Origin of the sequence: Pantoea sp. WEP (assembly GCF_041678305.1) — a bacterium.
GTDB classification, from domain to species: Bacteria; Pseudomonadota; Gammaproteobacteria; order Enterobacterales; family Enterobacteriaceae; genus Pantoea; species Pantoea dispersa.
Genome location: NZ_JBGNXB010000001.1, coordinates 2,512,302 through 2,525,611, shown reverse-complemented (window position 1 = coordinate 2,525,611; position 13,310 = coordinate 2,512,302). Strand labels below are relative to the sequence as shown.

17 protein-coding genes are annotated in these 13,310 nt (G+C 55.7%); 4 read left to right on the top strand and 13 right to left on the bottom strand.

The annotated features are described in order from the left end of the window. Positions 1 to 126 precede the first annotated feature (126 nt). Entirely contained in the window at positions 127 to 366 is a 240-nt protein-coding gene (locus ABVR31_RS11735; protein WP_021506444.1) for a YceK/YidQ family lipoprotein, read from the top strand. A 1-nt stretch (position 367) separates the two neighbouring features. Here the strand turns inward: ABVR31_RS11735 and ABVR31_RS11730 are convergent, their stop codons facing one another. The 3 genes from ABVR31_RS11730 to ABVR31_RS11720 all read right to left on the bottom strand — a co-directional run bounded on the left by ABVR31_RS11730 (position 368) and on the right by ABVR31_RS11720 (position 2,635). After that, complete coding sequence (locus ABVR31_RS11730) at positions 368 to 766, bottom strand: MysB family protein (RefSeq protein ID WP_021506443.1); 399 nt, start codon at positions 764 to 766, stop codon at positions 368 to 370. A 121-nt stretch (positions 767 to 887) separates the two neighbouring features. Next, positions 888 to 1,154 carry a hypothetical protein gene (locus ABVR31_RS11725; RefSeq protein ID WP_021506442.1) on the bottom strand — a complete coding sequence of 89 codons (267 nt, stop codon included), beginning with the start codon at positions 1,152 to 1,154 and terminating at the stop codon, positions 888 to 890. A gap of 557 nt (positions 1,155 to 1,711) precedes the next feature. Continuing rightward, positions 1,712 to 2,635 (bottom strand): Kdo(2)-lipid IV(A) acyltransferase, encoded by a 924-nt coding sequence (locus ABVR31_RS11720; RefSeq protein ID WP_021506441.1) that lies wholly within the window; start codon positions 2,633 to 2,635, stop codon positions 1,712 to 1,714. Between the two features lie 267 nt (positions 2,636 to 2,902). On the opposite strand from ABVR31_RS11720, the gene ABVR31_RS11715 reads away from it, so the two are divergent. Beyond that, positions 2,903 to 3,958, top strand: coding sequence for a rhodanese-related sulfurtransferase (locus ABVR31_RS11715; protein WP_372772828.1), 1,056 nt, complete (start codon positions 2,903 to 2,905; stop codon positions 3,956 to 3,958). A 44-nt stretch (positions 3,959 to 4,002) separates the two neighbouring features. On the opposite strand, the gene ABVR31_RS11710 is transcribed toward ABVR31_RS11715, so the two are convergent. The 10 genes from ABVR31_RS11710 to mdtH all read right to left on the bottom strand — a co-directional run bounded on the left by ABVR31_RS11710 (position 4,003) and on the right by mdtH (position 11,812). After that, entirely contained in the window at positions 4,003 to 4,578 is a 576-nt protein-coding gene (locus tag ABVR31_RS11710; RefSeq protein WP_288422658.1) for a YceI family protein, read from the bottom strand. A 1-nt stretch (position 4,579) separates the two neighbouring features. Then, positions 4,580 to 5,152 (bottom strand): cytochrome b, encoded by a 573-nt coding sequence (locus ABVR31_RS11705; protein ID WP_127833911.1) that lies wholly within the window; start codon positions 5,150 to 5,152, stop codon positions 4,580 to 4,582. Positions 5,153 to 5,436: 284 nt separating this feature from the next. Further along, entirely contained in the window at positions 5,437 to 6,552 is a 1,116-nt protein-coding gene (gene solA, locus ABVR31_RS11700) for an N-methyl-L-tryptophan oxidase (RefSeq protein ID WP_372772825.1), read from the bottom strand. 106 nt (positions 6,553 to 6,658) lie between these two features. Beyond that, a complete protein-coding gene (gene bssS, locus ABVR31_RS11695) occupies positions 6,659 to 6,913 on the bottom strand; it encodes a biofilm formation regulator BssS (protein WP_021506436.1) in 255 nt (84 codons plus the stop codon). A 287-nt stretch (positions 6,914 to 7,200) separates the two neighbouring features. Next, entirely contained in the window at positions 7,201 to 7,470 is a 270-nt protein-coding gene (locus ABVR31_RS11690; protein WP_010617279.1) for a hypothetical protein, read from the bottom strand. Positions 7,471 to 7,614: 144 nt separating this feature from the next. After that, positions 7,615 to 7,860: a DNA damage-inducible protein I gene (dinI, locus tag ABVR31_RS11685; RefSeq protein WP_021506435.1), complete on the bottom strand. Its 246-nt coding sequence runs from the start codon at positions 7,858 to 7,860 to the stop codon at positions 7,615 to 7,617. Positions 7,861 to 7,928: 68 nt separating this feature from the next. Next, complete coding sequence (gene pyrC / locus ABVR31_RS11680) at positions 7,929 to 8,975, bottom strand: dihydroorotase (RefSeq protein WP_278707738.1); 1,047 nt, start codon at positions 8,973 to 8,975, stop codon at positions 7,929 to 7,931. Positions 8,976 to 9,193: 218 nt separating this feature from the next. Beyond that, positions 9,194 to 9,757: a lipoprotein gene (locus ABVR31_RS11675; protein WP_021506433.1), complete on the bottom strand. Its 564-nt coding sequence runs from the start codon at positions 9,755 to 9,757 to the stop codon at positions 9,194 to 9,196. A gap of 115 nt (positions 9,758 to 9,872) precedes the next feature. Continuing rightward, on the bottom strand, positions 9,873 to 10,520 hold the full coding sequence (gene grxB / locus ABVR31_RS11670) for a glutaredoxin 2 (RefSeq protein WP_021506432.1): 648 nt from the start codon (positions 10,518 to 10,520) through the stop codon (positions 9,873 to 9,875). An 89-nt stretch (positions 10,521 to 10,609) separates the two neighbouring features. Continuing rightward, entirely contained in the window at positions 10,610 to 11,812 is a 1,203-nt protein-coding gene (mdtH, locus tag ABVR31_RS11665) for a multidrug efflux MFS transporter MdtH (protein ID WP_372772822.1), read from the bottom strand. A 244-nt stretch (positions 11,813 to 12,056) separates the two neighbouring features. Here mdtH and rimJ point away from each other — a divergent pair, with 244 nt between their 5' ends. Further along, complete coding sequence (gene rimJ, locus ABVR31_RS11660; RefSeq protein WP_021506430.1) at positions 12,057 to 12,650, top strand: ribosomal protein S5-alanine N-acetyltransferase; 594 nt, start codon at positions 12,057 to 12,059, stop codon at positions 12,648 to 12,650. Positions 12,651 to 12,665: 15 nt separating this feature from the next. Beyond that, a complete protein-coding gene (locus ABVR31_RS11655; RefSeq protein ID WP_241797815.1) occupies positions 12,666 to 13,310 on the top strand; it encodes a DUF480 domain-containing protein in 645 nt (214 codons plus the stop codon).

Below are 13,310 nucleotides of genomic sequence, written 5' to 3'. Positions count from 1 at the left end.
CATAGCGGTTTAGCTGCACCCGCAGCTAAAATGGCGCGATGACGCGTGCCAGCGTTCCTGAGCACATTTAAACAGTCACTGACGCACATCAGAATCAGGGGTGTCAGTTCAGGGTGAGTAAATGCAGTGAAATATTGCCTGAAGTTAATTGCGCTGTGCGCCGCCATTTTACTGCTCACGGGCTGTGGCAGCATTATCAGCCGGACCGTACCCGGACAGGGGCACGGCAACCAGTATTATCCGGGCGTGCAGTGGGATGTGCGTGACGGGCCGTGGCGCGTGCTGACCATTCTCGATCTGCCGCTGTCGCTGGTGATGGACACGCTGCTACTGCCGGTTGACGCACAGCACGGCCCGTACGAGTAACTTACGCCCAGTTGTCTGACGGACTGTCGTCGTCTTCCCACTCTTCGGCCGCTGCCTCGCCTTCTTCCAGGTCGCGCGGCGGCTCCAGCTGAAATTCGCCTTCGTCCCATTCGTGCAGGGTATTTTCCGACTGCCACTCCTGGCGCAGCTCAATTTCATCGAAATTACCGTCGAACACCGCCTGCGCCGCTTCACCGCTGCAGATTGGCAGGCATTCGCCCTGGCCGTCCTCATCAGCGAAAAACTCCGCCTGCCACATAATGTCGCCATCCTGCATCACGTACTTCTGCAGCGCAAACTGGCTGACGCTGGCGTCATCCTGCTCCAGTTCAGGCTGGCTGGCGAGGAACTCTTCGCGTGCGGCTTCAATGGCTTCTTCTAACGTACTATACAGGCTCATCTGCAACTCCTTGTCAGTGCAAAAAGGGATTTCACAGAAGAATAGACGAAAATTGGCGGCTGTCAGGGCGGGAGAGAACAATGCCGGGGTGGATGCGTAAAAAGTCATCCACCCGCGCCGGTTACATCATTTTTTGCGGAAAGTGCAGAACCGGTCGTACCGACTCGCGTAACACGGGTGCAGAATAACGGATGCAGCATTTAATACAGGGTTTCACCTTTTTAAAATTAATTCGTGCGGTGGCCAAAGCCTGATTTAAATTATAGAGCGTACCGATGAACACCATATCCTCCTTAACCGGCAGACGTTTACACTCCTTCCGATGCAGCAGATGGTAACCCTCCTGATCGGTACTGATCGTCACGTAGTAGTAGATACCTTTATTCATATTATGTGTCCTGAATATATTTGCTGTGTGTAATCTTTTTATATTTTTAAACGCGCAGTTAACGAACTAACTGTCAGGGTCGAAACTAACTGGATTCAATCGGGCTAACCAATTCCATAAAGATATATTAAAGATGAATTTTTAATCAAAAAAGAATATGGCGGTTAACTTTCAGACAAATACTTGTTTAATCAGTAAAATTTATTAGATAAGTAAACAAGACGGCAAGCCTGAGTAAAATTAAATAGGAAAAGGCCTGGAAGTCATCAAAATCAGATCCGCACCCGTCATATTTACGCATATTGCCGTACAAACTCAGGCACTGAAAAGCAGCGGCGGGCGAGGGAGAAAGCGTCGGCGTAGCAGCGAAAAACCGTGATTAATGCGCAAGATAGCAGCATGCGGGGTAAAGGGTGTCGTTGATGTAAGTGTCGCCGTGTGGAAGGCATAGCAGTTCTGGCTGGGCCTTTTTTAGCGCGCCACTGCGCAGAGAATCACGTGAATTAAGGCAAATGCGCGGTTAATAACGCGGGGCATTGATAATACCCCGCAACCGATTAATAGCGTGAAGGCTGCCCTTCAGGCCGGGTTTTAAAGCGGCGATGCAGCCACATATACTGCTCAGGCGCCAGCAGCACCGTCTCTTCCACCACTTTATTCATCACGATAGCGGTATCCAGTTCACTCTCCAGTGAGAATTTGTGGCGGATATCCGGCATCATTTTCAGTTCGTAGCCGCGGCCGTGCGGCAGGCGGCGCGCCAGAAACGGCACCACGCTCGGATTGGCCAGACGAATCAGCATATGCGTGCCGGTGGTGGTCGCGGCTTCCTGAACGGCAAAGAACGGGGCGAATACACTGCTGCGCGGGCCGTAGTCGTGATCGGGCGCATACCAGATGATGTCGTTGTTCTTCATGGCGCGGATCATGCCTTTCAGATCTTTGCGGTCCAGCATGCTTTTATTGGAACGCATGCGTCCCCAGGTTTGCAGCCAGTCCAGTAACTTGTTGTCGTTAGGGCGATACACGCCAATACCCGGGTTATACATGCCAAACACGCGCGCGCCCAGCTCCAGCGTCAGGAAGTGCATGCCAATCAGCAGGATGCCGCGCTTTTGGGCCAGCGCCTCGGTAACGTGCTCCAGGCCGCTGGTGCTGACCCATTTACGAATACGCCAGTCCGGCCAGAACCACGCCATGCCGGTTTCAATCAGCCCCATTCCCACCGATTCGAAATTGTGCTTCACCATGGCTTCACGTTCGCTGGTCGGCATATCCGGGAAGCACAGCGCCAGATTGCGTTGCGCGACCTGAACACGACGCTTCATAAAACGCATGGCAAGGCGTCCCAGCCCGCAGCCAGTCACGTACAGCAGCGGGTAGGGCAACAGCACCAGCACATAGAGGAAGCCGATGCCCAGCCAGGTCAGCCAGTAGCGTGGATGAAGGAGTTCGCGGGTAAATTGCGGAAGTTGCGTCATGGAAATATCAATGTCCTGCGTCGTGTACCAGAGAGTCCGGTTTCTGTAATTGGCCGGGATTATGCCATTTTTTCTCTCTGACTGAAATCAACCATCCGTGCGTCAGCGCACGACGAACAGCATTTCTGCGCAGATATTAGCGAGCACAACGCAGAACCCCGTCGATTGTGGCTGATGGCAGGAGAATTGCACCAGAGGCTTTGCATCACGCTCAATTCAGGTATCATATGCGCGCTAAATTTCTCTGATTGCTAACAGGTGTTCACCATGCCAGTGTTACACAACCTCGTTTCCAATAAAGAGCTGAAAGAACGTATGCTGGCCGAAACCGAGCCGCGTACCACAGTCTCTTTTTATAAATACTTCCAGATTGCCGATCCACAGGCATTCCGCGACCGTCTCTATGTTGCCTTAACCCAGCTGAAGGTGTTCGGCCGCGTCTACGTGGCGCAGGAAGGGATTAATGCACAAATCAGCGTGCCGGCCAGTCGCTATGAGGCGATGAAGGCGATGCTCTATGCCTTTGACCCGGCGCTGGACAATCTGCGCATGAACATCGCGCTGGATGACGACGGCAAATCGTTCTGGGTGCTGCGCCTGAAAGTACGCGATCGCATCGTGGCTGACGGTATTGAAGACGGTAGCTTCGACGCCAGTAACGTCGGTAACTATCTTAAAGCGGCCGAAGTCAACGCCATGCTCGACGATCCGGATGCGGTGTTTGTGGATATGCGTAACCACTACGAATACGAAGTGGGCCACTTCGACAACGCGCTGGAAGTGCCAGCCGATACGTTCCGCGATCAGCTGCCGATGGCGGTGGATATGCTGCAGGCGCAGAAAGACAAAAAAATCGTCATGTACTGTACCGGCGGCATCCGCTGTGAAAAAGCCAGTGCGTGGATGAAACACAACGGTTTTGATGATGTTTACCACATTGAAGGGGGCATCATTGAATATACCCGCCGCGCGCGCGCGCAGGGTTTACCGGTGCGCTTCAAAGGCAAAAACTTCGTGTTTGACGAGCGTATGGGCGAGCGTATCTCTGACGATATTCTCTCCAGCTGCCATCAGTGTGGTGCACCGTGCGACAGCCACACCAACTGCGTTAATGACGGCTGCCATCTTCTGTTTATCCAGTGCCCGAGCTGTGCAGAAAAGTATCAGAACTGCTGCAGCCCGCTGTGCATGGAAGAGTCGAAACTGGCGCCGGAAGAGCAGCGCGCGCGCCGCGCTGGCCGTGAAAATGGCAACAAAGTGTTCAATAAATCGCGCGGTTTACTCAACATGACCATGGCGATCCCCGCGCTGGACAAAAAGTAACGGCTTAACAGCCTGGCGCATTGCCCGCCAGGCTGTACTGCTGATTACTGACGCACACCTTCGACTGAAATGATCAGCTCGGCTTTTTGCGAGGCCGGACCGAGATCTTTGCTGATGTTGAACTCTTTCAGCACAATTTCGCCGCTGGCGGCAAAGCCGGCGCGATAACCGCCCCACGGATCCTTGCCTTCCCCAATCAGCTGCGCATCCAGCGTGATCGGCTTCGTTACGCCGTTGAGCGTCAGGTTGCCGGTGATCTTATAATCCGTACCCTGTTTTTTAACCTCAGTCGAGCTGAAGCTGGCCTGAGGGAATTTGCCGGTGTTGAGGAAATCTGCGCTGCGCAAATGCTTGTCGCGCTCGGCATGGTTGGTATCGAGGCTGTTGGTATTGATGGTCACATTGACCTTGTCCGCGGCGGGATTGGCTTCATCAAAGGTGAAGCTGCCATCAAAATCTTTAAAGCTGCCGTACAGCCAGCTGTAGCCAAGATGCTGAATGCGGAACTGGACAAACGCGTGCTGACCCTCTTTATCAAACTTATACTCAGCCGCGCTGGCACTCAGGCTGGTCGAAAAGAGGGCAGCGGCGCTGAGCGCCAGCAGGGTTTTCCTGATCATATTACTTTTCCTTTTCAGAGGTTAAGGGGATGCGGTAACCGAGCATCCGTTTCAGCGTCATGTCGCGATCGACAAAATGGTGTTTCAGCGCGGCCAGGGCGTGCAGGGCAGACAACAGCACCAGAGCCCACGCCAGCCATAAATGGACCTCACCGGCGACATCGGCCTGCTCACCCGCGCCGGTAAACAGTGCCGGTACCTCAAACCAGCCAAACACTGAGACCGGCTTGCCGTCTGCGGTAGAGATCAGATAGCCGCTGATCAGCAACACCAGCAGCAGGCCATACAGCAGCCAGTGCGCCGCATGGGCGGCACGGCGTACGTGCGGCGAGTAACTGGCGAGCGGTGCCGGCGGTGGCGATATGACGCGCCAGCACAGGCGCAGCAGCAGAGCAGCAAACAGTAAGATGCCGATGCCTTTGTGAATCTCAGGGGCGCTGTGATACCAGCCGTCGTAATAGCCAAGTCCGACCATCCATAAACCCAGCGCGAACATACCGTAAATCGTCAGCGCCATCAGCCAGTGCAACGCAATGGTTAACGCACCGTAATGCCGTGGAGAATTACGCCACATAGTTAAGCCGTTATCAGGAAATAAGTGGTAATGAGAATCTACAACCTGAAATAGAAAATCAATCGTCCTTACTTTTCTATAACTTTGAATTTACGGGTTCGATATATATGGCGAAAGGTTGGTGGTGTAATTCAATAATTCTGAATAGATAAGCAAATAGCCGTTTTAGTCCTTGCGGCAATGGGGATTGCTACACCAAATGCGCCATAACTGCGGGCGGAAAGTAAATCTGTGTCAGGAAAGGTCAATAACTGCCAGTGCGCTCCGCACCGGCAGCACCAACATCAGGCAAAACGCGTAAGTGAGAAGGGCGTGAGGTCAAAGGAGAACGGTTTATTCTGCGCAAACTCGCTGGCCAGTTCACCCAGCACGCTGGCGAATTTAAACCCGTGGCCGCTCAGGCCGGTGATGATCAGTCGGTCAGACTCGCCGGGAAGCGTATCGATAATAAAGTCTTCATCCGGCGTGTTGTCATAGCTGCAGGCTTCACCATGCAGGCACACGCCTACGCCTGGCAGAAACTGGCGCAGGAAGCTAAAGGCTTCGTTACCGTCAGCGGCGATGCTGCCGAACGGTTTGCGGTCCGCTGGCGTCTGCATCGGCTGACCGCCATCGTGGCGTCCCACTTTCAGGGCATTATTGTCTGCCGGGAAGCCGTAGAAATGGCTGCCATCCGTCATCTCTACCGTAAAGCCGGGGAACTGGTTATTTTCGCTGTAGCGCCCATCGGCCTGATACCAGGCAAACACCTTGCGCACCGGCGTAACGGGCAGATTGTCCACCAGCTGACTGACCCAGGTGCCGGCGCTGATCAGCAGCTTGCGCGCGCGGAATATGCCATCGCTGGTGGTGACCTGCTGCAGATCGCCCTCGCGGCCAATTGCGCTGACCGGGCAGTTAAACAGCTGCGCGCAGCCGGCCTGTTCCGCCAGCTGCACCCAGCTGCGTACCGCCTGTTCGCATTTCAGGAAGCCAGAGTTGGGCTCAAACACGCCTACGTAGCCGTCCGGTACGCTAAGCTGCGGCCAGCGTTTACGCACCTCATCGGCCTGTAACACCTGCACCGCTAACTGCCAGCGGTTAGCGCTGTCGATCACGTTGTGAATGAAATCCGAGCTGGCCGGCGCCAGATTAAGAATGCCGCTGCGGTGCATGATGCGTTCGCCGCTCTGGCGTTCCAGCTCGTCCCACAGCGTCTGGGCGCGCAGCACCAGCGGCACGTAGCGTTCACCTTCGCCGTAAGCGTGACGAATCAGGCGGGTTTCGCCGTGATGCGTCCCCTGGCTGTGGGGCGGGTGCGCGCTGTCGATCATCAGCACCGACAGGCCCGCCTGGGTTGCGTAGAAACCCGCGGCAGCTCCGACGGAACCACTTCCCACCACAATCAGATCATAAACCATGACGACATCACTCCTGCAAAACGGCGATTTTTTTCAATAGCATATCAAAAGAGTGCGCCCATGAAAAAGGCACCCTGTAGGGTGCCTTTTCACGCGATGGTGATGATTAGTGCTTGCGATTATCGCGTAGGTATTGCTCAGTGGACTCGATCTTTGCAATGCCAGCTTCGAGGATAGAGATAAACTGTCTGGCTACGTCAGTTGTCAGCCAGTATGTTGGGCCCACGTCAGCTTCTTCTTCTTTCTGGTCCTGCGATGATAGCGAGTGCAGGCGGATCATCATGGCGTCATAGCTGTCAACGGTGCTGATATCCCATCCCACCAGCGGATGGGTCTGGATGACGTCTTTACTTCTGTCCATTATAACCTCCTTATTACTCGTTAAACGAAGTGCTTTCGAGGTTCAATGCGTCTGTATCTTGCACTAGCGAGATAATTATAACATGGAATTAACAGTACAGTAGTTAAAAAGTGTGGTGGTTAAAAACACAGCAAAATAAAAGCAGCCAAAAGCCGGTTTTCAACGAATAAATAAACGCCTTACGCAGCTGGGTATTTATTGTCGCAGCGCAACATGTCGTCATACCGATTATCGGCATCTCAGCATTAAAACTTTAACGGGCTGAACGCCAGGGTAAAAATCTGAAATTATCCCTGCGACTCGGCAGGCAGCTGCCCTTTGCGCCGGTGGATCTCGTCCGCCAGCCGGGCAAAATGCTGCTGTAACTGAGCGTCATGATTTTGGTTTTGCGCTTCGAGCGTCAGATTGTGAGCCAGCAGCTGACTGGCGCGATCGTCCAGACAGAAGGTCAGCGTAGCAAAGGCATTTTCCAGCACGGTCAAACGGCGTTGCTGTTCAGCAATGAAGGCCAGTAATTCCCCAAACGTCATCGCCTCTTCTGGTTTTTCAGTAGTCATGTGCAACACACCTCCTGTAAGCACGACGAGGCAAGAATAGGACATCGTTTAATCGGAGTCTAGCTGGCGCGGGTTTTTCTGGCGAGCGGGAAATAAAAACAAAAAAGCCGGGCGGCGGGCCCGGCAAAAACGGCACAGTGGCGGTTAATCGGTAATAAACCAGTCGTCAGCGCTTTCCCAGGTTTCCTGCAAAATATCGCTGATGCGGTCGCGTGATTCTTTACAGCCGCCAAACACGCTGAGCTGGTTACCACCGGCATAGCGCACTTTGACGTGATGATTGTCGTCGGGAAAATCGCGGGAGATACGGCGAGTGAGTTCAGCGCTCAGTGCATCCAGTGCACCGGCGGGAAGGGGCTGAGTCTTTGCTACGGTAATTTCAACACGCATAAACGCCTCCGGGATAATATACTGGTTATTTGTACAGTATAAAATTCCCGAAGGCAAGCGGCAGATGATTATTCTTTGATGCGCCAGTTAAGGGTTTCACCGGCGAGGAACGGAACCAGCGTATCGTCAGCGACCGTGATGCTCTCCTGTACCGTCCACGGCTCACGCACCAGCGTCAGGGTACCGTCGTTGAGCGGCAGGCCGTAGAAACTGGGGCCGTTCTCAGAGCAGAAGGCTTCAAAATGCTCCAGTGCGCCAAGCTCTTCAAATACGGTCAGATAAGCGGGCAGCGACGTCGGCGCATTAAATACGCCGGCACAGCCGCAGCTGGCTTCTTTCAGGTGGCGCAGGTGCGGTGCCGTGTCGGTGCCCAGGAAGACACGCCGGTTGCCGCTTGCCACCAGGTTACGCAGCGCTTCCTGATGAATGTTGCGCTTCAGAATGGGCAGACAGTAGAGATGCGGGCGCACGCCGCCCACCAGCATGTGGTTGCGGTTGAACATCAGATGCTGTGGCGTAATGGTCGCGCCAAGCAGTTCGTTACCGGCGGCCACATACTCTGCAGCTTCCTTCGTGGTGATGTGTTCCATCACCACTTTCAGACCCGGGAACTGCTGGCGCAGCGGCTGCAGCACGGTTTCGATGAAACGCGCTTCACGATCAAAGATATCAATGTGCGCATCGGTGACTTCGCCGTGCACCAGCATCGGCATACCGATTTCCTGCATGCGCTCCAGCACGCTGGCAATTGAAGCAATGTTGGTGACGCCATGGCTGGAGTTGGTGGTGGCGTGTGCCGGATAGAGTTTAGCCGCCGTAAAAATCCCGCTGCGGAAGCCGCGTTCGATTTCGTCCGCATCAAGCGAATCGGTGAGGTAACAGGTCATCAGCGGCGTGAAGTGATGCCCAGCAGGCAGCGCCGCCATGATGCGTGCGCGATACGCTTCGGCAGCCGCAACGCTGGTAACCGGCGGAACCAGATTTGGCATGACAATCGCACGACCATTCACCGCGCTTGTATAGGGCAGCACTGCATTGAGCATCGCGCCATCGCGCAGGTGGATGTGCCAGTCGTCAGGGCGGCGAATCGTGATTTGCTGGGGTTGGGCTGTCATTCAAAAAGGCTCCGGCTGAGGTGAAAACGAAATGGCTCGTTTAGGCCGGGGACTAATCATAAGGGGGCGGGCAACCGTTTGCACGGGATTTTGCAGTGCGGCAGAGAAATAACCGCAGGCGCGGCAAATTGCGTAGCAGTGTGGCAGGCGCGGGCAGAATCATGCCGGCATCCTGCCACGCTATGCATGGCCGCCACTGAGAACGGCCGCTTGCAACGTTAATCGGTAAACGGAATGACCAGCTGGCCAGGCTTCACTTCCAGCCCTTTAGCCAGTTTCTTCGCCAGCGCCTCGCCTTTGCTGCGGTCGGCGCTTAGCACGTAGGCGGGTTTTTCATTGAAATAGCGCTTGAGGGATTCGTTCAGATACGGCGTAAGGGTTTTCATGATCGACGCCATCTTCTCAGGTTGCACCTGCGCGTCGACGATTTCGAGGTCCTGCAGATAGATGGCGCCCTGCTGCGCGTTGTACACCGGTTGCGCTTTCATCTTCAGCTGCATTTCGGCCTGCTGCGGACCAAACAGCGAGCTGACGTTGATGTTGGCTTTACCAGACAGCGTCACTTTGCCGGGTTCTTCACGGCCAATCTGGCTGCTCAGGTCGGTCAGTACAATATGGGCATTCACCAGCCCGGACACGCCGATGTCTTTCTCATAGTTGTTGCGCTTTTGCAGCGCCTGATTCACTTCCTGCTCGCTGATGGTGTATTGCGTCAATTGGTTACAGCCGCTGAGCAGCACGGCAAAAAACAGGGCAAACAGCCCGGGAAACGCCTTCTTCATCATTTCTTCTTCCTGGTTGATACGGCCAAACAGCCTTAAGCCTGCCTGATTCAGGGCCAGGTGTCACCAGGAGAGAGATGAGAAACGCAGCCGCGCGCTTCTCATCACCGCGCCATCAGGCCGCAATCGACGACAGCAGATTCACCTGCGTCTGTTTCGCCATATTATCGCGGTAGTCGGCGACACGGCTCGGCCATTCGATACCGGAAACCAGCGTCAGCGAGCGCAGCAGCGGAAACAGATGAATGTCATCCTCAGACAACTCGCCGTTCACCGCATTGGGTTTGACGATCAATTTATCCAGCTGACGCAGGTCATCGCTGATATTTTTGATGAAACCCGGGGCATGCTTACGCAGTTCGGCAAAGTCACCGAGGCTGGCCTGTTTCTTTTCGCGGAAGTAATCACGTGCTTCGGGAGTGGCGAATTCAGCAAAGGCGGCCTCAGCGATGCGCGGCAGCAGCAGCTTGTTGATGTAGCCATTGACCCGTCGCAGCCAGTCGGCGATGGCGGGATTTTGCTTGCCGGTCAGCAGCGGCTGGCGATCCTGATTATCGACAAAGCGCACGATATCCATGCTCTCTGGCATCGCACTGCCATCGGCTTTTTGCAGAATCGGCGCCATTTTCTGGCCAATCAGCTTTTTCGGCGTTGCTTCATCATCATTGAGCATCACAATCAGCTCAACCGGCAGGTTTTTCAGGCCAAATATCATGCGTGCTTTGACGCAGAAAGGGCAGTGATCGTAGATGTAAAGTTTCATCCCGTTTCTCCTGTGATTCTCAGGGTGACGGAGGTCACCCTTTTTCCGGACGTGCGGGAAGTATGGAAGAGAACGCCTGAACCGGCAAACTAGCTGCTGAAGATCGCCGGTGCCACCTGGCGCGGCTGGAACTGCCACCACAGCGCCAGTAGCGTGATCATGCCGACGGTGCTGAGCAGCATCCACGGCAGCTCCGGCAGGGCCAGCTGCTGGCCCATATCGAACATCCAGCCGCCACCGGAGTAGCCAATCAGCCCGCCAATCGCCAGGCCGAGCCGGCTGAACCCCATGTAGCTGCCGCGTGCCCGGGCTCTGGCCAGGGAGGCACTCAGGGTTTCACGCGCCGGTTCAGCGATGATCGATCCGAGATAGAAGACGGCGATCAGCAAAAACAGCGACGGCAGCGAATCGGTCATGCCAACCGGCAGCAGGCTGAAGGTCATCAGAAACAGTCCGGCCATCAGGCGTGTTTCCAGGCGGAAGCGCTTTTCACTCCAGCGCGCCAGCGGATAGAGCAGGCTGAGTGACAGCAGCGCTTCAATCGCGTACATCCATTTCACCGCCGCCGGTGCGCCCGCCACCTGATTGACCATGACCGGCAGCATCAGCATCACCTGCACGGCGAGAATGTAATAGCCGGTCAGGGTAAAGACATACAGGCGGAAACGGCGGTCGCGCCACACACGCTGCATTCCCTCGCGCATGGCGATACGCTCCGTAGAGATGCGCCATGCTGGCAGCCACACGGCGTTAAAGATGGCGGCGACGACAAACACCGCCGCACCGACCCAGCACACCAGACGGAAATCCCACGCCAGCAGCCAGCTGCCAATCAGCGCGCCCAGCACCGCGCCGGCGCTGTCCTGCATCATCAGCAGCGAAAAGAAGCGTCCGCGCTCGCGTGCCCGCACCAGTTTCACCACCAGCGCGCTGCGTGGCGGATCGAACAGCGTGCCGCCCAGTCCGGACAGCAGACAGGCCAGCCACAGCAGCCACGGCTGATGCGCCAGCGCCATACAGGCGAAACCGGCAGCGCGCATCAGCATGCCGGTGACGATCAGCGGGCGTGCGCCAAAACGGTCTGCAATCGCCCCACCGAAGATGCCAAGCCCCTGCTGCACCAGCTGACGCAGGCCGAGCGCAATGCCCACCAGCAGCGCGGCCCAGCCAAGCTGTTCCACAAAGTGAATGGAGATCAGGGGAAACACCACAAAGAATCCCATTACCACCAGCATGTTATCGACTAACAGAAACGTTTTTCCAAGGCGTCGTGCCCGCGCAACCCGTGACATGCTGAATCCTGAGCAAGTGAGAAGGAAAAGTGACCAGTTGGTCTATTTTCTGCCTGCTCCGGCGGGAAAAATAGCGTTTTCAGGATGATATTTTTTTATCCAGCCTGAAGAGAAATTAATCCTTAATCGGAATCAATTGCCGTGAGCGATGCGCGGGGTTTTACCGCAGCCGGGGTGACGGTTATAGTGAGAAGTAACGCCGCTGGCGTACATCTTTCTTTCGTTATGGATTTCAGGAGTCATGATGTTTGGCTATCGCTCTGCTGGCCCGCGCGTGCGGCTTACCACCGATCGTCTGGTGGTGCGTTTAGTACATGAACGCGATGCCTGGCGTCTGGCGGATTATTACGCCGAAAACCGCGCCTTTCTTAAACCCTGGGAACCGGTGCGCGATGAGAGCCACTGTTATCCTTCCGGCTGGCAGGCGCGTCTGGGTTTAATTGCCGACATGCATAAACAGGGCTCCGCGTTCTATTTTGTGCTGATGGACCCGGAAGAGCATGAAGTGCGCGGCGTCGCCAACTTCAGCAATGTGCTGCGCGGATCGTTTCATGCCTGCTATCTCGGCTACTCGCTGGGAGAGAAGTGGCAGGGGCAGGGCATGATGTTTGAGGCGCTGCAGGCGGCGATTCGCTACATGCAACGCCAGCAGCGCATTCATCGCATCATGGCCAACTATATGCCGCACAATCAGCGCAGCGGTGATTTGCTGGCGCGCCTCGGCTTTGAAAAAGAGGGCTACGCCAAAGATTATTTACTGATTGATGGCCGCTGGCAGGATCATGTGCTGACGGCGCTTACCTGGCGCGAATGGAACCCGGATCGTCGCGGACAATAATAAAAGGAACACGTAATGAAGATGGCTCTCTCCGCGCAGGCATTGCGCGTGATCGGCTGCCTGCTGGAGAAGCAGGTCACCACGCCGGATCAATATCCGTTATCCCTCAATGGCGTGGTCACCGCCTGTAATCAGAAATCTAACCGTGAGCCGGTAATGAACCTGAGCGAAAGCGAGGTGCAGGCACAGCTCGATGAGTTGGTGAAAAAGCATCTGGTCACCGCTAACAGCGGTTTCGGTCAGCGCGTCAGCAAATATGAACAGCGTTTCTGCAACTCGGCGTTTGGCAATCTGCAGCTGAATGCCGCCGAAGTGGCGGTGCTGACGCTACTGTTCCTGCGCGGCGCGCAGACGCCGGGCGAACTGCGTACCCGCAGTGGTCGTCTGCATGAGTTTCAGGACATGGCCGAGGTGGAACGCACGCTGGAGGGGCTGACGACGCGCGACGACGGCCCCATGGTGGTGCGTCTGGCGCGCGAGCCGGGCAAGCGTGAAAGCCGCTATATGCACCTGTTTGGCGGCGAGGTGGTGGACGAACTACCTGCCAGCCACACCGCGTCGCCTGAGTCTGACGATCTGGCCGCGCGCGTTGCTCAGCTGGAAGCGCAGGTGGCGCGCCTTGATGCTCAGCTGCAGCAACTGCTGCAGCGGGAGGCGTGA